This window comes from Pseudomonas sp. 20P_3.2_Bac5, from assembly GCF_025466035.1.
Classification (GTDB): Bacteria; Pseudomonadota; Gammaproteobacteria; order Pseudomonadales; family Pseudomonadaceae; genus Aquipseudomonas.
The window spans coordinates 1-25,855 of sequence record NZ_JANLOA010000057.1; the positions used below are offsets into that span (position 1 = coordinate 1).

Annotated in this window: 23 protein-coding genes; 10 read left to right on the plus strand and 13 right to left on the minus strand. The window is 65.6% G+C overall.

What is annotated here, in order from left to right; translation table 11 throughout:
* The first annotated feature begins 171 nt into the window (after window positions 1-171).
* The 6 genes from speB to NTD88_RS09205 are packed head-to-tail and all read left to right on the plus strand — an operon-like array spanning window position 172 to window position 6,025.
* Window positions 172-1,128: an agmatinase gene (gene speB / locus NTD88_RS09180; RefSeq protein ID WP_095156754.1), complete on the plus strand. Its 957-nt coding sequence runs from the start codon at window positions 172-174 to the stop codon at window positions 1,126-1,128.
* 17 nt (window positions 1,129-1,145) lie between these two features.
* Entirely contained in the window at window positions 1,146-2,570 is a 1,425-nt protein-coding gene (locus tag NTD88_RS09185) for an APC family permease (protein ID WP_262154658.1), read from the plus strand.
* Window positions 2,567-3,397, plus strand: coding sequence for a polysaccharide deacetylase family protein (locus NTD88_RS09190; protein ID WP_262154659.1), 831 nt, complete (start codon window positions 2,567-2,569; stop codon window positions 3,395-3,397). The genes NTD88_RS09185 and NTD88_RS09190 overlap by 4 nt, the downstream gene beginning before the upstream one ends.
* A gap of 11 nt (window positions 3,398-3,408) precedes the next feature.
* Window positions 3,409-4,326 (plus strand): NAD-dependent epimerase/dehydratase family protein, encoded by a 918-nt coding sequence (locus tag NTD88_RS09195; RefSeq protein ID WP_262154660.1) that lies wholly within the window; start codon window positions 3,409-3,411, stop codon window positions 4,324-4,326.
* Between the two features lie 15 nt (window positions 4,327-4,341).
* Entirely contained in the window at window positions 4,342-5,067 is a 726-nt protein-coding gene (locus NTD88_RS09200; RefSeq protein WP_262154661.1) for an SDR family NAD(P)-dependent oxidoreductase, read from the plus strand.
* Window positions 5,068-5,125: 58 nt separating this feature from the next.
* Window positions 5,126-6,025: a LysR family transcriptional regulator gene (locus NTD88_RS09205; RefSeq protein ID WP_262154662.1), complete on the plus strand. Its 900-nt coding sequence runs from the start codon at window positions 5,126-5,128 to the stop codon at window positions 6,023-6,025.
* Here the strand turns inward: NTD88_RS09205 and NTD88_RS09210 are convergent.
* The 3 genes from NTD88_RS09210 to NTD88_RS09220 form a co-directional block, all read right to left on the minus strand.
* Window positions 6,022-7,065, minus strand: a complete 1,044-nt coding sequence (locus NTD88_RS09210; RefSeq protein ID WP_262154663.1) for an ABC transporter substrate-binding protein — start codon at window positions 7,063-7,065, stop codon at window positions 6,022-6,024. The two genes, NTD88_RS09205 and NTD88_RS09210, sit on opposite strands and share 4 nt — an antisense overlap.
* Window positions 7,066-7,485: 420 nt before the next feature.
* Window positions 7,486-8,436 (minus strand): PDR/VanB family oxidoreductase, encoded by a 951-nt coding sequence (locus NTD88_RS09215; protein WP_262154664.1) that lies wholly within the window; start codon window positions 8,434-8,436, stop codon window positions 7,486-7,488.
* The gene (locus NTD88_RS09220) at window positions 8,433-9,494 is read right to left on the minus strand and encodes an aromatic ring-hydroxylating oxygenase subunit alpha (protein ID WP_262154665.1); all 1,062 of its coding nucleotides are present in this window, start codon (window positions 9,492-9,494) and stop codon (window positions 8,433-8,435) included. The genes NTD88_RS09215 and NTD88_RS09220 overlap by 4 nt, the downstream gene beginning before the upstream one ends.
* 194 nt (window positions 9,495-9,688) lie before the next feature.
* Here NTD88_RS09220 and NTD88_RS09225 point away from each other — a divergent pair, with 194 nt between their 5' ends.
* The 3 genes from NTD88_RS09225 (at window position 9,689) to NTD88_RS09235 (ending at window position 12,819) form a co-directional block, all read left to right on the plus strand.
* Complete coding sequence (locus NTD88_RS09225) at window positions 9,689-10,390, plus strand: GntR family transcriptional regulator (protein WP_262154666.1); 702 nt, start codon at window positions 9,689-9,691, stop codon at window positions 10,388-10,390.
* Between the two features lie 134 nt (window positions 10,391-10,524).
* Window positions 10,525-11,346, plus strand: a complete 822-nt coding sequence (locus NTD88_RS09230) for an NADPH-dependent oxidoreductase (RefSeq protein ID WP_262154667.1) — start codon at window positions 10,525-10,527, stop codon at window positions 11,344-11,346.
* Between the two features lie 141 nt (window positions 11,347-11,487).
* Window positions 11,488-12,819, plus strand: a complete 1,332-nt coding sequence (locus tag NTD88_RS09235; RefSeq protein ID WP_262154668.1) for an MFS transporter — start codon at window positions 11,488-11,490, stop codon at window positions 12,817-12,819.
* Window positions 12,820-12,825: 6 nt separating this feature from the next.
* Here NTD88_RS09235 and NTD88_RS09240 read toward each other — a convergent pair whose 3' ends face one another.
* The 5 genes from NTD88_RS09240 to NTD88_RS09260 form a co-directional block, all read right to left on the minus strand.
* The gene (locus NTD88_RS09240) at window positions 12,826-13,665 is read right to left on the minus strand and encodes an alpha/beta hydrolase (RefSeq protein WP_262154669.1); all 840 of its coding nucleotides are present in this window, start codon (window positions 13,663-13,665) and stop codon (window positions 12,826-12,828) included.
* Window positions 13,666-13,679: 14 nt separating this feature from the next.
* Entirely contained in the window at window positions 13,680-16,049 is a 2,370-nt protein-coding gene (locus NTD88_RS09245) for a TonB-dependent siderophore receptor (protein ID WP_262154670.1), read from the minus strand.
* 76 nt (window positions 16,050-16,125) lie between these two features.
* Window positions 16,126-17,046, minus strand: coding sequence for a DUF4880 domain-containing protein (locus NTD88_RS09250; protein ID WP_262154671.1), 921 nt, complete (start codon window positions 17,044-17,046; stop codon window positions 16,126-16,128).
* A complete protein-coding gene (locus NTD88_RS09255) occupies window positions 17,043-17,561 on the minus strand; it encodes a sigma-70 family RNA polymerase sigma factor (RefSeq protein ID WP_262128537.1) in 519 nt (172 codons plus the stop codon). The genes NTD88_RS09250 and NTD88_RS09255 overlap by 4 nt, the downstream gene beginning before the upstream one ends.
* A 155-nt stretch (window positions 17,562-17,716) precedes the next feature.
* Window positions 17,717-19,270: an alkaline phosphatase D family protein gene (locus tag NTD88_RS09260; protein WP_262154672.1), complete on the minus strand. Its 1,554-nt coding sequence runs from the start codon at window positions 19,268-19,270 to the stop codon at window positions 17,717-17,719.
* Window positions 19,271-19,525: 255 nt separating this feature from the next.
* Here NTD88_RS09260 and NTD88_RS09265 point away from each other — a divergent pair, with 255 nt between their 5' ends.
* Window positions 19,526-20,854, plus strand: a complete 1,329-nt coding sequence (locus NTD88_RS09265) for an OprD family porin (RefSeq protein WP_262154673.1) — start codon at window positions 19,526-19,528, stop codon at window positions 20,852-20,854.
* Window positions 20,855-20,938: 84 nt separating this feature from the next.
* Here the strand turns inward: NTD88_RS09265 and NTD88_RS09270 are convergent, their stop codons facing one another.
* The 5 genes from NTD88_RS09270 to NTD88_RS09290 form a co-directional block, all read right to left on the minus strand.
* Window positions 20,939-22,453 (minus strand): amidase, encoded by a 1,515-nt coding sequence (locus NTD88_RS09270; RefSeq protein WP_262154674.1) that lies wholly within the window; start codon window positions 22,451-22,453, stop codon window positions 20,939-20,941.
* 84 nt (window positions 22,454-22,537) lie between these two features.
* A complete protein-coding gene (locus NTD88_RS09275) occupies window positions 22,538-23,170 on the minus strand; it encodes an SH3-like domain-containing protein (RefSeq protein ID WP_262154675.1) in 633 nt (210 codons plus the stop codon).
* Window position 23,171: 1 nt separating this feature from the next.
* Window positions 23,172-23,798, minus strand: coding sequence for a nitrile hydratase subunit alpha (nthA, locus tag NTD88_RS09280; RefSeq protein WP_095156735.1), 627 nt, complete (start codon window positions 23,796-23,798; stop codon window positions 23,172-23,174).
* Window positions 23,799-23,818: 20 nt separating this feature from the next.
* Complete coding sequence (locus tag NTD88_RS09285) at window positions 23,819-24,859, minus strand: phenylacetaldoxime dehydratase family protein (protein WP_262154676.1); 1,041 nt, start codon at window positions 24,857-24,859, stop codon at window positions 23,819-23,821.
* A 52-nt stretch (window positions 24,860-24,911) separates the two neighbouring features.
* A complete protein-coding gene (locus tag NTD88_RS09290) occupies window positions 24,912-25,724 on the minus strand; it encodes a transporter (protein ID WP_262154719.1) in 813 nt (270 codons plus the stop codon).
* Window positions 25,725-25,855 lie beyond the last annotated feature (131 nt).

Consider the following 25,855-nt stretch of genomic DNA (forward strand, 5'->3'; position numbering starts at 1 on the left):
CAGGCGCGCCGTGGGGGGGGGTTTTTTTTGGGGGGGGGGGGGGGCCCCCCGAAGCGCCCCAAGAGGTTTAACTGACTGGCATTACCCCGCGCGCTGTCTTTTCCCACTGCCCTCCCGAACGACAACCCTGACGATGTCGGCCCTTCCCTGCGGCCGATGCGGAGACTTGCGATGAGTACTGATAATCCTCAACCGATCGATGCAGCCGTGGTCCCACGCTTTGCCGGAATTCCGACGTTCATGCGCCTGCCGGCGTTCGAGGACCCGGCGCAGGTGCGCATTGGTCTGGTCGGCGTGCCCTGGGATGGCGGCACCACCAACCGCGCCGGCGCCCGGCACGGGCCGCGGGAGGTGCGCAATATGTCGAGCCTGATGCGCAAGGTGCACCACGTGAGCCGGATCGCGCCGTATGACCTGGTGCGGGTCGGCGACCTGGGCGATGCGCCGGTCAATCCCATCGATCTGCTGGACTCGCTGAAGCAGATCGAGGGCTTTTTCAGCAAATTGCATCAGGCCGGCGTGGTGCCGTTGTCGGTGGGCGGCGACCATCTGGTGACGCTGCCGATCTTTCGCGCGCTGGCCCGTCATCGGCCGATCGGCATGGTGCATTTCGATGCGCACTCGGACACCAACGACCGTTACTTCGGCAACAACCCGTACACCCACGGCACGCCGTTTCGGCGGGCGATCGAAGAGGGTCTGCTGGACCCGCGCCGTACCGTACAGATCGGTATCCGCGGCTCGATCTATTCCGCCGAGGATGAAGCCTTCGCCGAGGAATGCGGGATCCGGGTGATTCATATGGAGGAGTTCAACGACCTCGGCGTGGCCGGCACCCTGGCCGAGGTGCGCCGGGTGGTGGGCGATGAACCGACCTACATCACCTTCGATGTGGATGTGCTCGACCCGGCTTTCGCTCCCGGCACCGGCACCCCGGAAATCGGTGGCATGACCACCCTGGACGCCCAGCACCTGATCCGTGGCCTGCGCGGCCTGAACCTGGTGGGCGCCGATGTGGTGGAAGTCTCGCCGCCGTTCGACTTCGGCGGCGCCACTGCGCTGGTGGGCGCGACCATGATGTTCGAGCTGCTGTGCATCCTCGCCGACGCGCTGGCCGAACGCCGCTGAACCCAGGAGAAGCCATCATGCGATTCAGCGAATTCATCGGTTACGACCGCCACGGCGACGTGCGCGAAATCGACACCACCCTGTCCAAGGGCCGCCTCGGCACCCTCAATGTCTGCGCCAACACCCTGGCGTTCAACGGCCCGGCGTGGGTGGGGGTATCGTCCATGCCGCTGCTCTACACCCTATCCGGCGAGTTGGCGCCGCTGTCGATCCTGGTGGCGTATTTCTTCCCGATGATGGTCATCGCCTTCAGCCTGATCTACCTGGTCCGCCGCGCCCCGGCGGCAGGCGGCGTGTTTGTGTTCAGCAAACGCTACCTGCACCCGGGCGCCGCGACCATCCTCGGCTGGACCTACGTGATCATGTGTTTCAGCGTCACCGCCATGTGCGCGCTGGTCGGGGCGCAGTACGCGCAGAACCTGCTGGGGCTGGACAGTTCGCCGGCCACCGGCCAGGTGGTCGCCAGCGTCCTCTTGCTGGTGTTCATGGTGCTCAACCTGCGCGGTGTTGAGGCCACGGCCAAGGTCGCCGTGTGCCTGCTGGCGCTGGAGTTGACGGTGCTGCTGGGCCTCGGCCTGGCGGGGATCATCGATCCAAAGGTGCCGGACGTGGGCATTCTCAGTTCCTACCTGCCGACCTCCCTGGACAGTTTCTGGACGGCCATCGGCCCGGGCATGCTGTTCGGCATGTGGATGCTCGCCCAGTTCGATTCCTCGATCAATTTCATCGAGGAAGCCCGCACCCCGGTGCGCACCATCCAGCGCTCGTTCCTGCTCACGCTGACGGCGATGCTGGTGATCTATTCGATCGCCGCGATCGGCTGGAAGATGGCGGTGCCCGCCAGCACCCTGGCCGGTCTGTTCGCCGACAGCGCCCAGGCGATCGGCAGCATCGCCCGGCTGTACCTGCCGGAATGGCTGCTGTGGCTGCCGGTACTGGTGATCATCACCTCGGCCTGCAACTGCCTGAACATCTCGCTGAATGCCGGAGTCCGCGCCGGTTACCGGATGAGCCGCGAAGGCGACCTGCCGGCGCCGCTGGAACGCCTCAATCGGCGCCAGGTGCCGGCACGGTTGACCATCATCGGCACCCTGTGCGGGCTGGCGATGGTCTGGGCGAAACCGGTCAGCGAGCTGCAGTGGTACTACGACGTGGTGTCGATCACCATGATGATTTCCTACGCCACCCTGCTGCTCTCCTTCATCCGCGCGGTGTTCCGCGAACAGGCCTTCAGCCGCGCGGTACTGATGTCCGCCCTGCCGGCCCTGGCCCTGTTGACCCTGCTGTATATCGCCTGGACCGCCGGCACCCAGCCCGCCGACCCGGCCTACCTCTATCACGTCTGGTATTGCGGCGCGGTGATCATCGCCAGCGGCGCCGCCGTGCTGCTCTACAACCGCCTGCGTCGCCGGGCGCCTTCGACGAGGATTGTCTCCCCATGATCATGTGGCCCGATCGCAAACGCTTCGCCGTCACCCTGAGTTTCGACCTCGACGCCGAAACCGCCTGGGATACCTCCAGCCTCGATGGGCGGCGCCTGACCCTGCTGTCGATGGGCGCCTACTGCCGCCGCGTGGGGGTGCCGCGCATTCTCGAACTGCTCGCCCGTCACGATATCCGCGCGCAGTTCTACATCCCGGCGCGGGTGGCCGAGATGGACCCGAACGTGGTCCGCGGCATCGCCGACGCCGGTCACGGCATCGGCTGCCACGGTTACTTCCACGAGCGCACCGACGAACAGACGCCCGCGCAAAACCGGCAAATCCTCGAAGACAGCAAGCGCCTGCTGGAACGCACCATCGGCCGCGAAGTGAGCCACTACCGCGCACCGACCTGGGAAATCACCCCGGATGTGGTCGAGGCGCTGGTGGAGCTTGGCTTCAAGAGCGACAGCAGCCTGATGGGCGACGACCGTCCTTATCTGGTGGGCGGCGAGCCTGGCCAGTTGCTGGAACTGCCGGTGAGCTGGGTGCTGGATGACTGGGAGCAGTTCGCCTATTCCGCCGAGCCGGCCATGGGCGGCGTGATCGAAACGCCGGACAAGGTCTTCGAGCTGTGGCGCGCCGAAGTCGACGGCATGCGCGCCTACGGCGGGCATTTCATGTTGACCATGCACCCGCAACTGATCGGCCGGCCCTCGCGAATGCTCATGCTGGAACGGCTGATCGAGTACATCAAAGGCTTCGACGACGCCTGGTGGTGCACCCCGGACGACGTCCACGGCCAGTGGCGCAGCGGCGCCCTCGACCTTCCCCTTTACCCTTATTGAGAGGCAACGCCATGCACGTTCTCGTCACCGGCAGCAACGGGTTTCTCGGCCAGGAAGTGGTGCGCCAGTTGCTGGAGCAAGGCCACAGCGTCAGCGGTTTCGACCGCAGTGCCCCGCGCGAGGCACCCGCCCATCCATTCCACCAGGGCGACCTGGTGGAGCTCGCCAACCTGATCGACACCGGCAACGCCACGCGCTTCGACGCGATCATCCACACCGCGGCGATCTCCCACCCGGTGGACTCCCGCGACATTCCGCTGCAGACCGTACTGACCAACGCCCTGGGCACCACCCATGTGTTGGAGATGGCGCGGCTGTTCGGCATTCCCCGGGTGGTCAACCTCAGTTCCGAGTGCGCCTACGGGCACAACCAGGACATGGGCGTGATCGACGAATCGGCGCCGCTGAACCCGACCACGCCTTACGGCTGCACCAAGGTCTTCACCGAAAAGCTCGGCCAGGTCTACAGCGACCTCTACGGCGTCAGCGTGGTGTCGCTGCGTCCGGGCTGGATCTACGGCCCCGGCCAGTTCATGCAGTGCTACCTGAAAAGCCTGCTGCGCGCGGCCATCGACGGCGAACCGCTGCAGGAGCCCACGGGCGGTGACTACCGCCTGCAATACGTGCATGTCAGCGATGTCGCGGCCGCTTGCCTGCTGGCGATGACGGTCGACGACAGCCAGCTCGAACAGCGCGTGTTCAACGTCACCGCTGGCGAGCAGGAGCGTTACGCCGATGTCGCCGAGCGCGTGCGCCGGCTCTATCCCGCCGCGCGAATCAACATCGGCGCAGGCGGCATCGACGTTCTCGACGACAACGCCCAGTTCGATATCGGCGCCGCCCGCCGGCAACTCGGCTATCGCCCCGCCTACCTGCTGAGCGACGGCCTTGCCACCTACGCGCACTGGCTGGAAAACCACCCTTACTGATCCGGAGCCTCACGCATGAAGACTTTTCTGGTAACCGGTGCCGCCAACGGCATCGGCCGAGCGGTTGTCCTGGCCCTGGCTGAACAGGGTGACCTCGCGCTGCTCAATGACCTCGGCGACAGCCCGGCGCTGGCCGCGCTGGTGACGCACCTGCACGCGGCCGGTGTCGAAACGCGGGTGGTGCTCGGCGATGTCTCGGCGCCGGAGACGGCGCGCGAGGCGTTCAGCGGCCTTGAGCGCCTGGACGTACTGGTCAACAACGCCGGCATTCTCAACGAAGCGCCGATCACCGAGATGACCTTCGAACAGTGGGACCAGATGATCCGCGTCCACCTCTATGGCAGCTTTCTCTTCGCCCAGCAGGCGGCGCGGCTGATGACCCGGCAAGGCAGCGGCGCCATCGTCAATATCGCCTCCGACCTCGGCCAACTCGGTTGCGCCAATCTTTGCCATTACTCGGCGGCAAAGGGTGGCATCATCGCCTTCACCAAGGCCCTGGCGAGGGAGCTGGCGGCGCACGGCGTGCGGGTCAACGCGGTGGCGCCGGGCGGCACGCTGACGCCGATGGTGGAACGGCTCGGGCCGGACTACATTCGCGAGGAATCCGCGCGCTACCCCTTGCAGCGCCTGGGCACGGCCGAGGAAATTGCCGCGACCGTGGCCTTCCTGGCCTCGGCGCAGGCCAGTTTCACCACCGGCCAGGTGCTCGGGGTCAACGGTGGTGGTGTGATGAACGGCTGAGGCGTCGCGGCAAGGCTGCCCGGCGCCGCCAGTGCAATCCGACAGTGACGAGGCAGCCATGCTGGGAAACCTGAACGACATCGACCTGCGCATGCTGCGCACCTTCTGCACCATCGTTGAGGCGGGCGGCTTCACCGCCGCCCAGGTCAGGCTGAACATGAGCCTGCCGCGCCTCAGCGTGGTGGTCCGCGACCTGGAAATCCGCGTCGGCTACTCGCTGTGCAAGCGCGGCAAAGCCGGCTTCCAGCTTACCGACGAGGGCCTGGCCACCTACAGCGCGGCCCAGGAACTGTTCGCCGACATCGAGCGCTTCCGGCAGACGACCGTCGAAGTCAACGGCCGCACCCAGGAGCACCTGCGCATCGGCACCGTCGACAGCCTCGCGAGCATGCCCGACAGCCCGCTGCCCGCGGCCATCGCCCGGTTTCGCCCGGACAACGCGCGGGTGCGCCTGCAATTGCACGTGATGCGCCCGGACGAGCTGGAACAAGCGGTGCTGGAAGAGCGCCTGCACCTCGCCATCGGCGCCTTCCACCATCGGCTGTCGGGGCTGGATTACCGCGACCTGTTCGAAGAAGAGCAGAACCTCTATTGCAGCCGCGAACACCCGTTCTTCAACCGCGCCGACGACAGCCTGGGCATCGAGGAAATCAGCAGCGCGGACTATGTCGACCGTGGCTATGTCGCGGAAAACCGTCGCCCTTACGAGCTGCGTTTCAGCAACATGATCAGCGCCTTCTCCATGGAAGCCATCGCCCTGCTGGTGTTTTCCGGCACCTACATCGGCTACCTGCCGACCCATTACGCCCGGCAATGGGTGGACCAGGGCCGGCTGCGGGCGATCCTGCCGCAGCGGCTGTCTTACGCCTCGGCGTTCCATTGCATCACCCGCCAGGGGCTGGAGATCCCGCCGGGCCTGGGCAACTTCCTCAAGGCGATGAACCTGTCCGGCGCTTAGCGCGCGGCCCAGGCGTTGAAACGCTCCTCAAGTTCCTCGCCGTGATCCACCCAGAACGTCGAGTCCACCAGCAGGCCTTTGTCCATATTGGCCGGCGCGGTCGGCAACTGGGTCTGGATGGCCTCCGGCAGGTGCGACACCGTCTGCTTGTTGACCGGCCCATAAGGGATGTTCATCGAGAAGGTTTTCTGGTTGTCGGCCTGGCTGGCGAACACGATAAAGCGCTCGGCCAGGGCCTTGTTCGGCGAGCCGCGGACGATGGCCCAGTGGTCCGGGTCATACAGCCCGCCGTTCCAGACGATGCCGAGGTTGGTGCCCTCTTTCTGCGCCACGGCGATGCGGCCGTTGTAGGCGGCGGACATCACCACGTCATTGGCCGCCAGCCATTGCGGCGGCTGGGCGCCGGCTTCCCACCACTGGATGTAGGGTTTGAGCTGATCGAGCTTGGCGAAGGCGCGGGCCACGCCGGCGGGGGTAGAGAGGACTTTATAGAGATCGTCGCGGGCGACACCGTCGGCCAGGAGCGCGGCTTCCAGGGTGTATTTGGCGCCCTTGCGCAGGCCGCGTTTGCCGGGGAAGCGCTGCACGTCCCAGAAGTCCGCCCAGGACGCCGGCGGGGTGTCGAGCTTGGTCGCGTTGTAGGCCAGCACCATCGACCACACGTAGCTGGCGACGCCGCACTCACTGACGGTATTGGCGATGTAGTTGTCACCGCTGCCCAGCAGGGCCGGATCGAGCCGCTCGAACAGCCCTTCCTCGCAACCGCGCAGCAGTTCCGGGCTTTCCACTTCGACGATGTCCCAGGAAATCTGTCCGACGCTGACCATGGCTTTGACCTTGGACAATTCGCCGTTGTAGTCGCCGGCCACCACCTTCCCCGCCCCGCTCTGCTCGAACGGTTTGAAATAGGCCTGGTCCTGCGCCGCCTTGGTGGCGCCGCCGAAGGAAATGATGGTCAGCCGGTCGGACGCCGCCATGGCCTGGTTTCCCGCCAGCAGCGCTACCGCTGCGACGATGCACGCACGCAAATTCAAAGACATTGAAACACCCTCCCTACGCTCAAGATGAATGCCGGGGCCGGTATGAAATTCCGGGCGCACGCCGACGGCGTTCGCGGGTTTCATGACCCCGACACGGTTGCAACACGACAGTCTTAAAAGGGCAGTAAGGCGGGTGCGCGATCGTTCTTGTGGATGCGGTCGTGGGATTGCCGCGAAGTTCGACACCTGCCAGAGAGCGAATCAGTTGGCCGCTCATTGTCGATCGCCGAAGCGATCACTTGTTATTGGCTTGACCCGATAATGCGTCAGTTGGGCCGGCAGGCAAATTATGAAAATTGTTATCGCTGGGCATGAAAAAGCTTTGCAGGCAAATGCCGTGGTGATGCGCAACCTGTAGGAGCGGCTTTAGCCGCTCCTACAGGTTCATCCGCGTCGGCTGTCAGATGTGTTCGGCGGGCATTACAGATCAAGCACCAGGCAGCCACTTCTGGCGCGTGAACAGCACGGCGTGAACTGGTCGTTACGCGCCCGTTCCTCGGCGGTGAGGAACTGGTCGCGGTGGTCCGGCTCGCCGTCGAGCACGCGGGTCAGGCAGGTGCCGCAGATGCCTTGTTCGCACGCCACCGGGATGATGATCCCGGCCTCGTCCAGCACGCGGGTGATCGACTGGTCCGCGGGCACCGCGAACACTTGTCCGGTGCTGTGGATGCGCACTTCGAAGGCGTCGTCCTCGGCCTTGGCCACCGGCGCGGCGCCAAAATACTCGCGGTGCAGCCGCGCCTCGTCCCAGCCCGCCGCCCGCGCGCCGGACAGCACATGCTCCATGAAGCCGCCCGGGCCGCAGACATACAACTGGCTGTCGCCGGGTTCCGCTTCCAGCACAGCCTGCAGATTCAATCGCTGTGCCGCCGCGCCGTCATCGAAGTGCAGTTGCACCTGCGCGGCGAACGGCATAGCCCGCAGCCGCTCGACGAACGCCGCGCTGTCCGGCGAGCGGGCGCAATAGTGCAACACAAAGTCGCCGCCCTGCCGCGCCAGGCTCTGGGCCATGGCCAGGATCGGCGTGATGCCGATACCACCGGCAAACAGGATCGAACGCCTGGCCGGCTGCAACGGGAACAGATTGCGCGGCTCGCCGACCGTGATCACCTGGCCGACTTTGAGCAACTGGTGCACCGCGCTGGAACCACCACGGGACGCGGGGTCACGCAGCACGCCGATGCAGTAGCGCATGCGTTCGTGCGGGCTGTTCCACAGTGAATACTGGCGAATCAGGCCGTTGGGCAAGTGCACGTCGATATGCGCGCCAGCATCGAACGCGGGCAGTTCGGCGCCGCTGACGCTGGCCAGTTCCAGGCTGAGGATGTCGCGGGCGACCAGGCGCATCGCCTTGATCTGCACGTCCATCACGATGCACTCCGGGCAATCACCGGCGCTGCCGTCGCCTGCTCGGCGGCGATGATCCGCTCGATGATGCGCCGCGACTGCACCCCGCCGGCATCGATATTGAGCTTGAGCAGCGCGCGCTGCGGGTATTCCAGCAGGTTGCGCTGCTGGCGCTCGAGCATCTCCAGGTCTTCGGCGAAGATCTTGCCCTGGCCGACGCGGATGGTTTCGGTGAGGTCCGGGTCATCGGCCTTGAAGTTGCGCGCCATGCCCCAGAAGTACCAGATCGAGGTGTCGCTCTCGGGGGTGATGAAATCGACCACGATGCTGCCGGCCTTGAGCGCGGCCGGTGCGTCGTAGCCACCGCTGCCGGCATGGGCGACGCCGACTTCGATCAGCACATGGCTCGGCGGGCTGAAACGGCAGATCTGCCAGCGGTCCACCGGCACGTCATCGGCCAGGCCGTTGCCGCGCAGCGCCGCCTGCCAGAACGGCGGCGGCAGGATGTTTTCCATGAAGCGGCTGGTCACCACCGTGTCGCCTTCGACGCGGGTGCTCACCGGGGCTTCGTCGATTTCCTTCTGGCCGATGCTCGACGCATGCACGTAGGTCTCGTGGGTGAGGTCCATCAGGTTGTCGATCATCAGCCGGTAGTCGCAGGCGATGTGGTACAGCCCGCCGCCATAGGCCCAGTCGGGGCTCTCGGCCCAGTGCAGGTGAGGAATCAGCGCGGTATCGGCCAGCCCCGGCTCACCCGGCCAGACCCAGATGAAGCCGTGGCGCTCTTGCACCGGAAAGCTGCGAATGGCCGGAAAGCCCTGCACCCGCTGGCAGGGCATCGCGGCGGTCTTGCCGTCGCAGTCCATCACCAGGCCGTGATAACCGCAGACCAGTTTGCCGTCGCGGACGAAGCCCAGCGACAGCGGCGCGCCGCGGTGGGGGCAGAAGTCTTCCACCGCCGCCACCTGCTGCTGGTGGCCACGGTAAAACACCATGTTCTCGTTGCAGATTTTGCGCCCCAACGGCTTGGTGGCGATTTCATCAGGCGTGCAGGCGACGTACCAGGCGTTCTTCGGATGCATGGGTGTGGCTCGTTTTGTTGTTGTGATGGATCCAGAGATTGAATATTCGGCGGAAAAAACACAACAAAACAGCAGTTACTGGATCCAATAACAGTTCGATAATCGCACGGCATTTGCCGCGGACCTCCCTTCGCAGCCGCGCACAAAGCGGGTAAAGTCCCGCGCTGGAAAGCCTTTGGCCCGTGGAGTCGCCTGTGAGTGGATCTGGACAGCGTGTATTGAACCTGCTTCGCAGGATGATCCTCGACGGGCGCTTCGCCCCCGGCGAGCGGATCGCCGAAATTCCCACCGCCGAATTGTTGGAAGTCTCGCGGATGCCGGTGCGCATGGCGTTCCGCGCGCTGGAGCAGGAAGGTCTGCTGGTACGCCAGGGTGCGCGGGGGTTCGCGATCAAGCAGGTCACCGCGCAAACGCTGTCCGACGCGGTGGAAGTGCGCGCGGTGCTGGAAGGCCTGGCGGCGCGTCAGGCGGCGGAAAACGGGCTGTCGAAAGCCGCCCGCGCGGTGTTGCAGGAGTGCCTGGAACAGGCCGACCAGCTGTTCGAAAAAGGCCACGTCACCGAAGACGACCTGGCGGCCTACCACGACATCAACAAGCGCTTCCACCAGACCATCATCGAGGCCAGCGGCAACGGCGCGGTGGCCGAAGCCTTGTCGCGCAACGAGCACCTGCCGTTCGCCTCGGTCAGTTCGATTGCCGTGGACCGCAACAACCTCGACCAGGAATTCCGCCGCTTCAACTTCGCCAACATGCAGCACCACATGATCGTCGATGCCCTGCTGGCCGGGCAGAGCGCCCGCGCCGAAGCGATCATGCGCGAGCACGCCAACGTCACCATCCGCTACATGAAAATCTTCAGCGGGCCGCGCCAGGACGGGCTGAAAATCATCCAGTAGAAATGCCCTTCACGCATATTCATCGCTAAAAAATATGCGCCTTGTTATTAACAAAGCACCAACGGATATTTCACAAGCAGGCCGCTTGCCCCTACCGTGTTCGCCATCCCTTCCCGTGATGAAGAACGCCTGCCATGTCCAACGCCGCCACCACCGACCTGCTGCAACAACGCTACGGCGAGCAGCATGCTGCCAATGCCCTGAACAACCCGGTGATCGATCACCTGCTCAATCACCGCAGCGTGCGCAGCTACAGCGACCGCGCACTGCCCGACGGCACCCTGGAAACCCTGATCGCCGCCGCCCAGTCGGCGGCCACCTCGTCCAACCTGCAGGCCTGGAGCGTCATCGAGGTTCGTGACCCGGCACGCCGCGCGCGCCTGGCCAAACTGGCCAACAACCAGCGGCATATCGAGCAGGCGCCGCTGTTCCTGATCTGGCTGGCGGACTTCTCCCGCGCCCAGCGCATCGCCACCCGGAACGACACCGAACTGCGCGCCCCGGCCTACCTCGACAGCCTGTTGGTGGGCAGCGTCGATGCGGCCCTGGCGGCGCAGAACGCGGTGGTCGCCGCCGAGGCGCTGGGCCTGGGCACCGTCTACATCGGCGCGCTGCGCAATGACCTGCAAGCGGTGGTGGATGAGCTGCAACTGCCGCCGCTGGTCTATCCGGTGTTCGGCCTGTGCGTGGGCTACGCCGCCACTGACAGCGCCATCAAGCCGCGACTGCCGCAGGCGGTGACGCTGCACCACGAAACCTACCAGGTCAATGCGGCCCAGGAACAACGCCTGATCGGCGACTACGAAGCACTCGCTGCCGCGTTCAGCCGGGCCCAGGGCCAGAACACGCCAGGCTGGAGTGAACAGGTGATCAACCGCCTGAAAGACGAGTCGGCCCTGCATGGCCGCGAGCGCATCGGCAAGGTCCTCAACGACCAGCAACTGGCGCTGCGCTGAGCCGTACGCCCTGACCCTCTTGCATGGAAGTCCGCCCTGAACAGCATCGCCCAACCGACACACACCGAACGGCAAGCTGACCCTGCCCCGCCACCGGGCAACGACGCCACACCCGAGGGGACCTTCCAGCGCAAGGTGCCGATGATCATCGGCTGCGCGCTGTTCATGGAACTGCTCGATTCCACCGCCGTGCTCACCGCGCTGCCGCAACTCGCGGCGGACTTCGGCGAGCCCAGCGTGCGCATGAACCTGGTGGTCACCCTGTACCTGCTGGCGGTGGCGATGTTCATTCCGCTCAGCGGCTGGCTGGCCGAACGGCTCGGGCCGCGGCGGGTATTTATCGCCTCGATCCTGTTGTTCGTTCTGAGTTCGCTGGCCTGCGCCGCCTCCAATGCCCTCTGGCAACTGGCGCTGGCGCGGTTTTTCCAGGGCATGGCCGGCGCGCTGATGGTGCCGGTGGGCCAGGTGATCCTGCTGCGCTGGTCGAGCAAAGGCGATCTGCTGCGGGCCATGGCCTACCTGACCATGCCCGCCCTGCTCGGCCCGGTGTTCGGGCCGCCACTGGGCGGCATGCTGGTGACCTGGCTGTCGTGGCACTGGATCTTCCTGCTCAACCTGCCCATCGGCCTGCTGGGGATTTACCTGGTGCTGCGCCATGTGCCGAACTATCCCGGCCAGGCCAGCCAGACCCTCGACCTGCGCGGTTTCCTGCTCGGCAGCCCGGCCCTGGCCTGCCTGGTGCTGGCCTTCGAAACCCTTGGCCACGGTTCGCTGAACCGGACCTGGTCGTGCCTGCTATTGGCGATCGGCGTACTGTTCGCCGGCCTTTACGTGCGCCATGCGCGGCGCGCCAAAGCGCCGTTGCTCGACCTGTCTCTGCTACGCATCGCCAGCTTCGGCCTGGTGCTCAACGGCGGTTTTCTGTTTCGCCTGGGCGCTGCGGCGCTGCCGTTCCTGTTGGTCCTGCTGTTTCAGGTCGGCTATGGGCTGAGCGCCCTGGAGGCGGGCTTGATGACCTTTGCCGGTGGCGCCGGCGCGCTGCTGATCAAGTTCATTTCGGTGCCGCTGGCGCGGCGTTTCGGCTTTCGCCGCCTGCTGGTCTACAACACCCTGCTGGCCAGCCTGTCGATGGCGGCCTGCGCCCTGCTGAGCGCCGACACCGCGCCGCTGCTGGTGATGCTGATGCTGTTCGCCGGCGGGCTGTCGCGGTCGTTGCAGATGACGGCGATGGGCGCCCTGACCTACGCCGATATCCCCGCCGAACGCTCCAGCAGCGCCGCCACCCTGTCGGCCACCAGCGTGCAGATCAGCATGAGCCTGGCGGTCTGCGTGGCCGCCATGCTGCTCGGTCTGATCCAGATGCTCGGCGGTCACGCCCAGCCCAGCGCCGGTGATATCCAGCTCACGTTGTTGGCGATGAGCCTGATCTGCCTGGCGTCGGTCCTGGTGTTCCGCCGGCTGGAGGGTGACTGAGCGCCGTCAGTAGCGCCGCGTACTCATCAACTCGTCCAGCACCCGGTTCGGCACGCGGAACGGAATCGCCGCATGGTCCTCGCCCGCCTCGATCTGGAAATCGCTGCGCAGGCCGTACTGCGAGAGGTTTTCCAGACGCATTTGCAGCGAGCGGACATCCTGGATTTCCTGCGGCATTTCCCGGTCGCCGGCGATCAGGGTCAGGCTGCGGTGGATCAGGTCCAGCTTGCCGGCGTGGGCCTGGCGGGTGAACGCCCGCTCGTGGGCCAGCAGGTAGCGATCCTGCCACCACAGGCTCGGGCTGATGGCGACGTAGTGCTGGAACAGCGCCGGACGGGTGAACAGCGTGTAAATGCCGAACATCCCGCCGAACGAATGCCCGACCAGGCTGCGTTGGTCCTGGTCCACCTTGAAGCGCTCGTTGACCTTGGGCATCAGGCGCTTTTCGATGAAGTCGAGGAACACGTCCTGGCCACCCTGCGGCGGCTCGTTGCGCTCCGCCGGGGCTGGCGGCGACAGGTCGTAGGCGCGACGGACGAAGTCCAGCGGCGTATCGCTCGGATAGCCGATGCCCACCAGAATCGCCCCGCGCAAGCGATCCTGCGCCCGCTTGGCGGCATGGAACGCCGGGAAATAGGCGTTGCCGTCGAGCAGATAGATCACCGGATAGCCGCCGGTCCAGGGCACCTCGCCTTCCGGCAGGCTGATCATGATCCGGTACTCGCGGCCTTCGGCACTCTTCATCAGCCATTGCTCGGTGCCGTCCAGCGTCACCGGGTCGGCCTTGGCCAACGAGGCGGCGGCCAGCAAACAGGCGCCGGCCATTTTCAGAATTGACTTGAACATGCGCTTCCCTCCCCTTACCAGCGGTAGCTCAGGCTGGTGACCACGCTGCGCGCTTCACCGCGGTAGCAGTAACCGTCCTGGCAGTTGATGAAGCGCTCGTCGAACAGGTTGCGCGCGTTGACGCCCAGGCGCACACCGTCCAGGCCGCCGCCGAAGTCGTAATGAATGCCGGCGTCGACCAGGGTGTAGGCCTCGTTCTTCACTTCGTTGCTCGGGTCGCCGTAGGTGCTGCCGGTGTAGCGCACGCCGCCGGAGAGACCCAGGCCGAACGGCAGCTTGTAGTCCAGCCACAGCGACGCGAGGTGGCGTGGCACATTTTTCGGCACCTTGCCCTGGTCGCCATTGTTGCCACGGGTGACTTCGGCGTCGTTGAAGCTGTAGCTGGCGGTCATGCGCAGGTGCTCGCCGAGGTCAGACACGGCTTCCAGCTCCAGGCCACGGGAAACTTGCTCGCCGGTCTGCACGTTGTTCAACGGATTGAGCAGATCGCGGGTCTGCACGTTGCTCTGGGTCAGGTGATAGAGCGACCCGGTCAGCAACGTGCTGCTGCCCGGCGGCTGGTATTTCAAGCCGATTTCGTACTGCTCGCCTTCGGTGGGCTTGTAGGGCTGGCCGCTGGCGTTGTTGCCGGTCACCGGCAGGAACGACTGCGCGTAGCTGGCGTAAGGCGCCAGGCCGTTGTCGAACAGATAGAGCACGCCCGCCTGCCAGGTGGTGGCCGAATCGCTGGTCTTGCTGTTGATACCGGTCAGGTTGTCGTCGCGGCGCACATGCACCCAATCGCGGCGCAGGCCGGCGGACAGGCGCCAGCGGTCCAGCTCGATCTGGTCCTGCACATAGAGGCCGCTGCGTTGCTCGATGCCGTCCTGGTCGGCGAGCGCGTCGGTGGGGCGGGTCACCGGCTGGTGATAGTCCGGCGCCCAGCGGTCGATGCTCGGCGCCGCGCCCCAGGCGTACAGCAGCGAAGTGTCCAGCCAGGCGTAATCCACGCCGCTGATCAGGGTGTGCTGCACGTCGCCGGTGGCGAAGCGGCTGACCAGCCGAGTGTCGGTGGTCACCGAGCGCATGTCTTCGTAGAGCCCCACCGCGTAACGGTCGAGGGTGTGGCCGTCACTGGAGCCGGTGGGCTGCAGGTACTGGTTGGTGGTGCCGACCTCGCCGTAGCGCAGGTTCTGCTGGAGGCTGAAGGTTTCGTTGAAGGCGTGCTCGAACTCGTAGCCGAAGGTCCACTGCCGCTGGTGGAGCTTGTCGTAGTACTCGTCGCCCTGCCAAAAGTTGGTGAGGTGATCGCCTTCCTGATAGAGCATCGGCGAGGCGGCGGTCTGGCGCTCCTGGTACTGCGCCAGCAGGGTCAGGCTGGTGTCGGAATCGATCTGCCAGCTCAACGACGGCGCCAGCAGGCGCGACTGGTTGTCCATCTGCTCGACCGAGTAGCCGGAATCGCGGTACAGGCCAACGGTGCGGAACAGCACATCGCCCGCCTCGTCGAGCTTGCCGCCGATGTCGAACTGGCCTTGCTCGTGACCGTAATTGCCACCCTGCACCTGCACCTCGTTCCTGGCCAGCAGGCTCGGCCGCTTGCTCACCCGGTTGACCATGCCGCCGGGGCTGATCTGCCCGTACAGCACCGAGGCCGGACCCTTTAGCACTTCGATGCGCTCCAGGTTGTACGCCTCGGTGGAATACAACGACAGCCAGCCGCTGCCCGGCTGGCGCAGGCCGTCGAGGAAGTCGGCGGCAATGGTGGTCTCGAAGCCGCGCACCTGGATGTTGTCGAAACGCGGGTCCAGGCCCGAACTGCCAACCCGCACACCGGCGGCATAGGCCACGGCGTCCTCGACCTTGTTGACCTTGCGGTCGGCGATCTGCTCGGCGGTCACCACGCTGATGCTCTGGGCGGTTTCGAGGATCGGCCGGTCGCTCTTGGTGGCGCTGCTGGCATTGCTGGCGAAGTAGCCCGGCACCGGGGCAAAGGCGCTTTGCAGCGCGGTGGTCTCGATGCTGGTGGGCGCCAGTTGCAGGCTGGCATCGGCGTCGCGCAGCACCACATAGCCGGAAGCGGTCTTGTGGGCGACCAGGCCGCTGCCCTTGAGCAGGGTCGCCAGGCCGTCTTCCAGCGAGCCGCCTTGCGTCAGGCCCGCGGTGTTGAGGCCGCGCACGTCTTGCGGCGAGTACGACAGGATGATCCCCGCCCGCTCGGCAAAGGTACTCAACGCCGCGCCCAGCGGACCGGCCGCGATGGCCGGGGCGACCGTGGCCGGCGCCGCGGTTTGCGCCAGCACGGGCAGGCTGGCGACGCCGCCGCCCAGGGCGATCGCCAGGCACACGGCGCGGGGCAGATGACGGGGCTGGAACGGCAATGGCTGGGGTCGGGCAGAACGCATGACGGAGTCCAAATGAGGGAGTGATCTTCCCTAACCGGACGAGTCCTTGAAGTCCGACAGAAATTTTCCGGTTTTTTTAAACGGCGACCACGCGCACCCACCAGCGGGTGCGTTCGACCACCTTCACCGGCAGCAAATGGGTGATGTTGTCCAGCATCGACGCTGGCTCGTCCAGGCGAAACACCCCGGACAGGCGCAGGTCCGCCACCGCCGCGTCACAGCCCAGCCAACCCTGGCGATAGCGCCCGGCTTCGGCGAGGAAGTCGGCCAGGCGGATGTCGCTGACCACCAGCAGGCCGCGGGTCCAGGCGAACGGGTCGAAGGCGCCCTTGTCCAGCGCGGTCATGCTGGTCGCCGAGACGCCTAGCCCCTCGCCCGCGCGCAACAGGCGTTGCCCGGCGGCGGCGGAGACCTGGACCTCGCCCCGGTCGACGCGGATCTCGCTGTAGCCGTCGCGCTCGCGCAACAGCACCCGCGCATCCTGCCCGGTGCACTGGGCAAAGCGGCAGCGCGCCCGCCAATGCGCGCCTTCCACCAGCACCTCGCCGGAGCGCAGCAGCAGTTCGCCGCCCTGCACGTCGGCCGAACTGTCGGTGTTGAGCACAATCTCGGCACCGTTGCCCAGGCCGACCCGGCGACGCTCGCCCGTGAAGGTCGCGTAGTCGGCGCGCCAGCCCGGAGGCGAACTGACCGCCACCAGCGCCGTACCGCCGACCAGCAGGCCAAGCAGCTTCAACGTGCGGCGACGGCCGACGTCGGCTTCGGCGCGGCGCAGCAGCGGGATGGTCTGCCCGGCGTCGGGCAACTGGCTGGCCTGGAACAGCCCGGCCATCTGCTGCAGGCGTTGCCAGGCCAGTTGGTGCCGGGGATCGCGGCGCAGCCAGTCCTGCAACTGCTCGTTCAATTCGTGGTTGCCTGCATTGCCGCGCAGGCGCATCTGCCACTCGATGGCCTTGTGCACGATGGCTTGCGGAACTGGCTGACCGGACGCGCTCATGACGCGTCCTCGAAGCACACCTGATAGCAGTGCCACAGGGCGCTGGCGACATGGCGCTCGACCGTGCGGCTGGAGACGCCCAGTTGCCGCGCAACCTGGTCGTGGGTCAGGCCGCCGAGCTGGTACAGCAGAAAGGCTTCGCGCACCGCAGGCTTCAGGCCATCCAGCAGACGGGCGATGCGCTCAAGGCATTGCAAGGCTTCATGGCGCACGTCCGGCGCGGGATGACTGGCTTCCGGCAACTGCGCCAGGGCTTCGAGATACGCCCGCTCCAGCGCGTCGCGGCGCCAGTGATCGATCACCAGCCCGCGGGCGATACGCGCCAGCAAGGCCCGCGGCGCCCGGTCACTGACCGGCTGACCGCGCACCAACAGGCGCACGAAGGTGTCCTGGGCGAGGTCCGCCGCCTGCTGCGAACACCCGACCGAACGCCGCAGCCAGCCATTCAGCCAGCCGTGGTGAGTGCCATAGAGCACCTCGAAAGGAACGATCGAATCCGCTTCATGTAGCGACATGCCAAACCCCGCAGCAGGAAAACGCCACGGGTTGGCGTGGCGAACGCGGGCACATTAATAGCGAATCATTCTTATTTCAACTTTTTACAATCGTTACCCGCCAGACGTATTGCCGCAGTGCCCGGCGATGGGTCCAGGTCACGATAATGATTTTTTCAAGGGCCCACCGGGTCGATCACCTGGGTCAACAGGTGGTCATGCCCCTCGACATGCCAGTTGGCCCAGATACGGTGCTTCGAGTCCGGGATCAGGCTCAGCCAGTTGCGTTCCGGCACCAGGTAGTGGCCCTTGAAGCCGATCGGCAGCATCCGGGCGCTGACGCCGTATTCGATGGTTTCCTGGCCAGCGCCGAATTTTTCCATGAAGTACACCGCCACTGCCGGCGGCGGTGTATGGACGATGCCGGTCGAGACCAACTGGAAAATCACCCCGGCACCGTTGCCGTGCTGTGGCAGGCTGGATTCAATCACCGCGGCCGCGGCGACGTGCACATCACCGGAAATGATGGTGACCCGGGTGCCCAGCGCAGAGAAGTTGAGCAGGCGCTTGATCAGCCGCTGTCGCTCATCGCGGTGAGGTTTGCTGCGCCAGTGGTCTCGCAGGTCGTCTTCCAGTTCCCAGGTTCCCGGCAAAGCATTCAGGGCCACTTCGGCGGCATTCAGGTCGAGGTAGGCCACCGGCAGGCTGGTGCACACCAGCAAATGCCTGGGCCGGTTCTTCGCCAGCCCGTCGAGCCAGGCGAAGATGGAATCCCAAGTCGCTTCGGAGGCGATCTGCGTGGGCTGGAAACCGGTGCTGCTGTGCAAGTCGGGATGCCGTTCGCTGCGCAGGTCCGGCACCAGGATCGCCAGTTCGCCGAGGCCGGCATACACCAGGCTGAAGCCCTGGGCAGGCGCTGGCTTGCCAGGGATGATCGGCAACGCGCCGGGGTGATTTGCGCCACTCCCCAGATGCTGCTGAAAAAGGCGGTAATACCGGGACGCCAGCCTGAAAAGATTCTGATAGACCGGACTCTCGTGCAGGTCCTGGGGATGAGAGCCCCAGCCATCAGTGATGTCATGGTCATCCCACATGGCGATGTAGGGGATCGAATGGAGGATCTGCCTGATGCCCTCCTGACTCCATCGCGACACGTACAAATCCGCCAGGAACTTGTCCACCTGGGCTTCGAGTCTCTTGTTCCAAGGCGCTTTGACCTGCGCCTTGTGCCCAAGGTCGGACCACTCCCTCATCGGGCCGTCCAGCACCATCAACGAGTCGGTGTAGACCTGATCCCCGCCCATCACCAGCAGGTGGAATTCCTTGTCCGGAATCTGGTGCCGCGTGTGCATATCGAGCCAACGCTCGTTCGGGCGGTCGATGACCTTCTTGCGGTACTTGTCTGCGGAGAATCCATTGCACGACCCGTAGGCGATGCGCGGTGACTCGCCCTTGCGGGGCACGAAAAAGCTTGCGCTACCGCCGCTGGCCTCAAGGGTGCACTGCAGCGGGGCATTGCCCTGCGTCGCGGTGACCTGGATACGCCAGACATCCTTGGTCGGCTTGTCGAAGGGTATCGAGGCGATGCAGAGCACATCGACCTGGGTGCAGTTCGCCAATTTCGGGACCGGGGCCGGGTCGCCCTTGTCGACGACCAGAAGCGCCGAAACGCAGTATTTTCCGGCATGAATGCCTTGGAAATGCACTATCGGGCCGAGTAACAGGCTCATGGACGATCCTCCCTGATCAGGCGTGCTTTTTTATGGGGCCAGTGAGCGCTGGCCAAGTGATGTTAGCCGGGCTTCGACAATTTGCATGGCGATCCCCCTGCCGGCCGCACGCGGAATCACCCACCTTTCAGAATCGTAATACCCCCCTCACCTCCCCGTTAGTTTCCCCCGGCCATGATGCCGCGCGGTCACTCGATCAATAACAACCGACCGTGCCATCCCAACAATAAAAACTGCCAGGACTACGGAGGAATCATGAACAGACGTACCCGGTTTTCCCTGGCGGCCTTTACGGCCGCAGCGGGTTTCAGCAGCGTGGTCGGTGCCGCGCAAACCGACGAACCGCAAGGCTTTGTCGAAGGCAGCCAGTTGACGCTGCTGAACCGCAACTTCTACTTCAACCGCGACGACCGCAACGGCGCGCAGGCCCCCGGCGGCGCCGGCTATTCCGAGGCGTGGGCGCACGCGATCATTGCCCGTTTCGAATCGGGCTTCACCCAGGGCACCGTGGGCGTCGGCGTCGATGCCTTCGCCATGCTCGGCCTGAAACTCGATACCGGCGGCGGCCGCAACGGGGCGCGCAGCTCGTTCGACGTGCTGCCAGTGGATAGCGACGGCAATGCCCGGGACGACTACAGCAAGGTCGGCGGCGCGCTGAAAGCCCGGGCGTTCGACACGGTAATCAAGGTCGGCGACGTATTCCCGACCACGCCCGTGGTGTCCTACGGCGACTCGCGGTTGCTGCCGGAATCCTTCCGCGGGGTGACGCTGGCCAACACCAGCCTCGACGGCCTGACCCTGCAAGGCGGCCGGCTGCACGCCATGAGCCAGCCGGTGTCGAGCAACCTGCGCGACAACTTCGTGACCTTCTATGGTGGGCCGGTCAATGCGCCGTGGGTCGCCTACTTCGGCGGCGACTACCAACTGACCGAGCACGCCAGCGTCAGTCTGTACACCAGCCGCCTGAAAGACGCCTGGAACCAGCACTACCTCGGCACCTCCGTCAGCTATCCGCTCAGCAACGACTTCACGTTGCTGGCGGGCTTCAACTACTACCGCGCGGTCGACGAAGGCAAGCAACTGCTCGGCGAGTTCGCCAACGACATCTGGAGCGGCAAGCTGGGCCTGCGCTTCGGCGCCCACACCGTCGCACTGACCCACCAGCGCAACAACGGCGATGACGACTTCGACTACCTGCGCCAGTCGGACTCCATCTACCTCGACAACTCGATCCAGTACAGCGACTTCAACTCGCCCGGGGAGCGTTCGTGGATGCTGCGCTACGACCTCGACATGGCGTCGTATGGCGTACCGGGCCTCAGCTTCATGACCCGTTACGGCAAGGGCACCGACGCCGACTACTCGAATGCCAACACCACCTACATGCGCCGCGACGCCAACGGCAACCCGCTGACAGACCAGAAGCGCTGGGAGCGGGATATCGAGGTGAAATACGTGGTGCAGAGCGGGTCGCTGAAGGACCTGTCGCTGCGTGTGCGCCAGGCGACGACCCGGGCGACGCAGTTCGAATCGGATCTGGATGAGACCCGGGTGATCGTGGAGTACCCGTTGAGTCTGTTGTGATATTTGAGGGCCTCATCGCTGGCAAGCCATCTCCCACCGGACCTGTGGGACTCGGCTTGCCGGCGATGAAGCCCTCAAACCCAGCTACTCACCCAAGCCGAGGCCCTGCTCAAACGCATAAGCCGCCCGATAGATCTCCCGCTCGCCAAAGTACCGTCCCACCAGTTGCAACCCGATCGGCAACCCATCGCTTTCCCCGCACGGAATCGATATCGCCGGGTGCCCGGTGGCATCGAAGCCGCAGGTGTTGCCCAGCATCTCGAACGCCCGCCCCAGCGTATCTTCCAGCCCGGCATCCGGCCCCGGCAGTGGCGTGGCGCGCAGGGGCAGTGTCGGCATCAGCAGCAGGTCGAAATCCTCGAACAGTTCGTCATAGGCCGCGCGCAGCGCACGCGCCAGGTTCTGCGCCTTGCCGTACAAGCGGCCCTGGTACTGCCGGTTGATGTATTCGCCGAGAATCATCGTGGTTTTCACCGTGTCCGGTAATTCGTCGGCGCGCTCGCGCCAACTGGCGTGGTGCCCGATCATGCCGTTGAGGTACAGCCCGCGCCAGTTGAAGCCATGGCTGTTGCCTTTCATCATTTGCTGCGTGGCGCCCTCGGCGGCGATCGCCAGCCAAATCGCCGGCCCCTGCGCATGCATCGGCAACGACACCTCCGCAACGCTGGCGCCCAGCCGGCGCAACACCTGCGCCGCCTCCCGCACCGCCTCGTCCACCACCGCCTCGGAATTGGCCTGGCCAAAGCCTTCGCGCAGCACGCCGATACGCAGGCCCGCCACACCAAGGCTCAGCGCCTCGACATAGCCACCGGTAGCGCCGACGAGCGCCTGCCGCGGGTCCAGGCCATCGACACCCGCCAGCACGTCGAGCATCAGCGCGTTGTCACGCACAGTGGCGGTGATCGGCCCGAGGTGGTCGAGGGTGCTTTCGATCGGCATGGCGCCGGTATAGGGCACCAGGCCGTGGGTCGGTTTCATGCCGCAGACGCCGCAGTACGCAGCGGGAATCCGCACCGAACCGCCCTGGTCGCTGCCCACTGCCATCTCGACTTCACCCGCCGCCACCAGCGCAGCGGAGCCGGAAGACGAGCCGCCCGCCGAGTAGCCATGGCGGCGCGGGTTGTGCACCGGGCCGCTGGCCGAGGTGTGCGAGCCGCCTGAGAAGCACAGCGCTTCGCAGACCGCCTTGCCGGCGATGGTAGCCCCGGCGTCGAGCAGGCGGGTGACCACCGTGGCATCCACTTCCGGCGTGTAGCCGTCGAGGGTGAAAGTGCCGTTGAGCATCGGCAGGCCGGCCACGGCAATGTTGTCCTTGATCGCCACCCGCTTGCCGGCCAGCGGCCCGGCGCCCTGGCCGCGAATCAGCGCCTTGCATTGCCAGGCCCCCAGCGGGTTATCGGCGGCCGCGGGTTGATGAACGTCCTGGCGCGGATAACGCACCGCGGGAAGATAGTCAGGCAACGCATCGAGCTGGTCGTAGGCGTCGAAGTTGGCCTGCAACGCGGCGTGATAGCCCGCCAGTTGCGCGGGCGTGAGGGTGATGCCGAAATCGGCGGCAATCTCATCGAGTTCGGTCGGATCGGGTCTGCGAATGGCCATGCGGGTATCTCGCTGAAAAGAAGAAAAACGGTGCGGCGAGGGGCTGAACGTCCATGCGGGGACTCGCCACACCAAAACTGTCCGTCAGGCCTGGAGCAGGTAGCCGCCGAACAGATCGACCACCACCGTGCCGTCATCGGCGGCATCGCCCCACAGCTCCCGGGTGGTGAACAGAACGTGGTAGGTCGGCTCGTTCGGGCTCGGCTGGCCGTGGCCCACCGCATCGGGGAACGGCCAGGCGTGGGTGGTGCGGTGCAGCACCACGCCGCGTTTGCCGCGCACATAACCGGGCATGCGGATATGGCCGCTGACGAATTCGTCGCGCACCCGCACCTCATCGCCCACCTCGAAAGCCTCGCGCGGCGGCTGCGCTTCGCGTCCCGGCCCGAGCGGCAGGGCCAACGGGTAACGGCCGCCCGCCAGTTGCTCCAGGCGCTGCTGCTGCAACGCGCCCTTCTCGACGAACAGCGAGGCGGTGCCGACCACGATCCGGTCGTAGTAGCTGGACGTCAGGTACTGCCGCGGCTCCATGCGCTCGATGGCATGGCGCAGTTCATCGACATTGAACAGCCCCAGCTCACCGGCGCCGAGAAACAGCAGGCTGTAGCCGAGGTGCTCCCAGTCTTCGTGGAACACCGGTTTGTAGCTCAGTGAATTGGCGGTGTGCGCCACCGGACCGAAGCCCTGCACGCCGCCCAGGTCATGAATGCCGTCCATTTCACTGCCCTCCCTTGCCGTGATCGGCCAGCACACCGACCTCGGGCCGGGCGATGCCGATCAGCACGTCCTTGGTCACCAGGCGGGCGAGCTGTTCTTCGCTCCAGCCTTCGGTGCCTTCGGGGCGAAACGGCAGGACCATGTAGCGGGTTTCGGCGCTGGTGTCCCAGACCCGGATCGCCACTTCGTGCGGTAGGTCCAGGCCCATTTCCCGCAGCACGCTGCGCGACTCGCGCACTACCCGGGCGCGGTATTCGAAGCTCTTGTACCAGTCCGGCGGCAGCCCGAGCACCGGCCAGGCGGTGCACGAACAGAGGGTGCAGACGATGACGTTCTGCAGCGTCGGAGTATTTTCCAGGGCGACGATGTACTCGCCCTGCACCCCGGTGTAGCCGAACTGCGCGCAGGCGGCGGTGCCGTCGCGCAGCAGCAGCTCGCGGTAGGCCGGATCGACCCAGGCGCGAGCCACCACGCGGGCGCCGTTGGCCGGGTCGAAATCGTTTTCCATCACCTCGGTGAATTGCTCGACGTAGCTTTCGGGCAACAGGCCCTGTTCTTCCAGGGCCTGCTTCAGGGCAAAGGCGCGATCCGCCGCGGACGCTGCCACGGCGCTGTTGTGCTTGTTCATGCGGTTCTCCTTCGATGCGCTCAGACGCCGCGCAACAGGCCGGTGCCAGGGTGGCAGTTGATGTATTCGTAGTGCTGGTCGGCGGCGCGCAGCACGCTCACTTCGTGATAACCCTTCCACTTCAGCTCGCCCTGCAGGCGCTGAACCATGCGCATGAAGGTGCCGAAAATCTCGATATGGGTCGGGTGTGATTCGGACCAGCGCTCCAGGTGCGACATGGAGCGCCAGTGGCTGACGGAAAAACTCTTTTCCTCGCGCTGGCCACGGGCGTCGATGTGCTGCATGTAGCGGTTGCTGTAGCAGCCCACCGGCAAACCCTCGTCACGCAGGAAGTCCATGCCGGCGCGCAGCACCGGCTCCATCTCGCCAAGGTAGAGGCCGCGTTCCTCCTCCACGGTTTCGCTCCAGTCCTGGCCGGAGCGGATGATCACCAGGTTTTCATGCCCGCCGACCTTGACCCGCGCCGGTGCGCGGCTGGCCTGGAGGTCGCCGCCGGGCTGCATGGCGTCGGTCTGCGACAGCGGCACGCGGTCGCGCATCGAGCCCCAGTAGCCGTGCTCCTGGATTTCGCCGCTGCGGGTGCCCATCGCCAGGCCCACGCCCTCCATGCCGACGGGCATGGCATACAGGGTTTCGAAGCGTTCGACGCCGGGGCTGGCAATTTCGCGGAAGTAGCCCAGGCCGTCCTGCTCGCGCTGCGCAGCGTTCCACCAGCCGGCGACGCGCTCGTCCGTCTCCCAGCGCTGGAAGGTCGCCGGGTCGTCCCAATAGGCGATGGCGATCATGTTGTCGTAGCCGGCGGCATCGACGTAGTGGGCCATGTCGTAGTGCTGCGGGGCGTTGTCCAGGCCGAAGTGCTGGACGATCTGGCGCAGCGCCGCGCAGACCGCGCCCAACTGGCTTTCGCCCTTGCCCTGCACGCCAAGGTAGGCCATCACGTATTGGCTGACCTCGGCGTCGGCCCGGCCGACCCAGGCCGGGAACGGCGGGGTGTAGTCATCGTCGATGCGGCGCGGGCGCAGGCGCGGACACATCAGGTGCTTGTCGATTGCGGATTCCATCAGGCTGACCTCATTTGTAGTTGTCGGTGTGTGGCAGCGGAAATCGGGTGCCCTAGAAGATGTGGGCGTAGCGCAGGTTCAGGCGGAAGTCTTCGCGCGGCCCGTTTTCCACCACGAGGTCGCGGCCCAGTTGCAGTTGCAACTGGTCCTTGGGGGTGAAGAAGCGGGTCGCGGTGAAGCGCAGGTTGGTGGTGCGCTGGCGGTTGTCCTGGTCAACGTCATCGACGCGGGTTTCGCCGCCCCAGAGCTGGCCGACGCCCACCGCCAGCGCGGTGGCCGGGTCGGGCATGTAGCGGCCCATCAGTTGCGCGGCGTAGGAGACTTTCTGCTTGAGGGTCGCGGAGGTCGGGCCGTAGGCGTCGTTGTCGCCGTACCAGATGGCATCGCCGATCACGTCCAGCGCCCACTTGTCGCCGAAGTGCTTGATGTAGGCGGCCTGGAAATCCACCTTCCAGCGGTTCTCGCCGAGGTTGAGCGCATCGTTCTTGTCGTAGCTGCCGCTGGGCACGTAGAGGTAGGCGTTGGCGCTGAGGGTGTCGCGGGCGCTGTTGAGCAGCAGCTTGATCGGCGCGGTGAGGATCAGGTCGCCGACGCCGCTGGTGCTGCCCAGCGCCGAGGCGTCGGCACTGCCGGCGACATGGCCGAAGGGCAACAGGAATTGCGGATCGATGGTGACCTTGTCGTTGACCTGGACGACGTGAAGCAGACGCAGGATGCCGATATCGGAGGTGAGGTTGAAGTCGGAGCTGGCCGAATGGCCGTCGGCGCGCAAGGCGTCGGTGGTCGCGTGCTGGTAGTAGATCGCGCCGATGGTAGCGCCTGCCGGGTACTGCTCGTAGTCGCCGGGCGCCACCTCCACCGCCATGCTGGAAAACGACACGCCAATCAGCACCAGGCCACAGATCACGGAGTGTTTCAGTTCGCAAAACGAAAGGCTTGTTCTTTTCATGTTGTTTGCCTTGAGTCAGGGGCCCTCTGTGGGGCATTCGAATGACC

What these genes read in the sequence shown, in the direction of transcription:
- NTD88_RS09245 (WP_262154670.1), bottom strand. Translation starts at nt 16,049, where the DNA reads ATGCGTTCTGCCCGACCCCAGCCATTGCCGTTCCAGCCCCGTCATCTG.
- NTD88_RS09210 (WP_262154663.1), bottom strand. Translation starts at nt 7,065, where the DNA reads ATGTCTTTGAATTTGCGTGCGTGCATCGTCGCAGCGGTAGCGCTGCTG.
- NTD88_RS09220 (WP_262154665.1), bottom strand. Translation starts at nt 9,494, where the DNA reads ATGCATCCGAAGAACGCCTGGTACGTCGCCTGCACGCCTGATGAAATC.
- NTD88_RS09260 (WP_262154672.1), bottom strand. Translation starts at nt 19,270, where the DNA reads ATGAGCCTGTTACTCGGCCCGATAGTGCATTTCCAAGGCATTCATGCC.
- NTD88_RS09265 (WP_262154673.1), top strand. Translation starts at nt 19,526, where the DNA reads ATGAACAGACGTACCCGGTTTTCCCTGGCGGCCTTTACGGCCGCAGCG.
- NTD88_RS09255 (WP_262128537.1), bottom strand. Translation starts at nt 17,561, where the DNA reads ATGTCGCTACATGAAGCGGATTCGATCGTTCCTTTCGAGGTGCTCTAT.
- NTD88_RS09200 (WP_262154661.1), top strand. Translation starts at nt 4,342, where the DNA reads ATGAAGACTTTTCTGGTAACCGGTGCCGCCAACGGCATCGGCCGAGCG.
- NTD88_RS09270 (WP_262154674.1), bottom strand. Translation starts at nt 22,453, where the DNA reads ATGGCCATTCGCAGACCCGATCCGACCGAACTCGATGAGATTGCCGCC.
- speB (WP_095156754.1), top strand. Translation starts at nt 172, where the DNA reads ATGAGTACTGATAATCCTCAACCGATCGATGCAGCCGTGGTCCCACGC.
- NTD88_RS09275 (WP_262154675.1), bottom strand. Translation starts at nt 23,170, where the DNA reads ATGGACGGCATTCATGACCTGGGCGGCGTGCAGGGCTTCGGTCCGGTG.
- NTD88_RS09230 (WP_262154667.1), top strand. Translation starts at nt 10,525, where the DNA reads ATGTCCAACGCCGCCACCACCGACCTGCTGCAACAACGCTACGGCGAG.
- NTD88_RS09185 (WP_262154658.1), top strand. Translation starts at nt 1,146, where the DNA reads ATGCGATTCAGCGAATTCATCGGTTACGACCGCCACGGCGACGTGCGC.
- NTD88_RS09285 (WP_262154676.1), bottom strand. Translation starts at nt 24,859, where the DNA reads ATGGAATCCGCAATCGACAAGCACCTGATGTGTCCGCGCCTGCGCCCG.
- NTD88_RS09195 (WP_262154660.1), top strand. Translation starts at nt 3,409, where the DNA reads ATGCACGTTCTCGTCACCGGCAGCAACGGGTTTCTCGGCCAGGAAGTG.
- NTD88_RS09235 (WP_262154668.1), top strand. Translation starts at nt 11,488, where the DNA reads ATGATCATCGGCTGCGCGCTGTTCATGGAACTGCTCGATTCCACCGCC.
- NTD88_RS09250 (WP_262154671.1), bottom strand. Translation starts at nt 17,046, where the DNA reads ATGAGCGCGTCCGGTCAGCCAGTTCCGCAAGCCATCGTGCACAAGGCC.
- NTD88_RS09290 (WP_262154719.1), bottom strand. Translation starts at nt 25,724, where the DNA reads ATGGCGGTGGAGGTGGCGCCCGGCGACTACGAGCAGTACCCGGCAGGC.
- NTD88_RS09240 (WP_262154669.1), bottom strand. Translation starts at nt 13,665, where the DNA reads ATGTTCAAGTCAATTCTGAAAATGGCCGGCGCCTGTTTGCTGGCCGCC.
- nthA (WP_095156735.1), bottom strand. Translation starts at nt 23,798, where the DNA reads ATGAACAAGCACAACAGCGCCGTGGCAGCGTCCGCGGCGGATCGCGCC.
- NTD88_RS09190 (WP_262154659.1), top strand. Translation starts at nt 2,567, where the DNA reads ATGATCATGTGGCCCGATCGCAAACGCTTCGCCGTCACCCTGAGTTTC.
- NTD88_RS09205 (WP_262154662.1), top strand. Translation starts at nt 5,126, where the DNA reads ATGCTGGGAAACCTGAACGACATCGACCTGCGCATGCTGCGCACCTTC.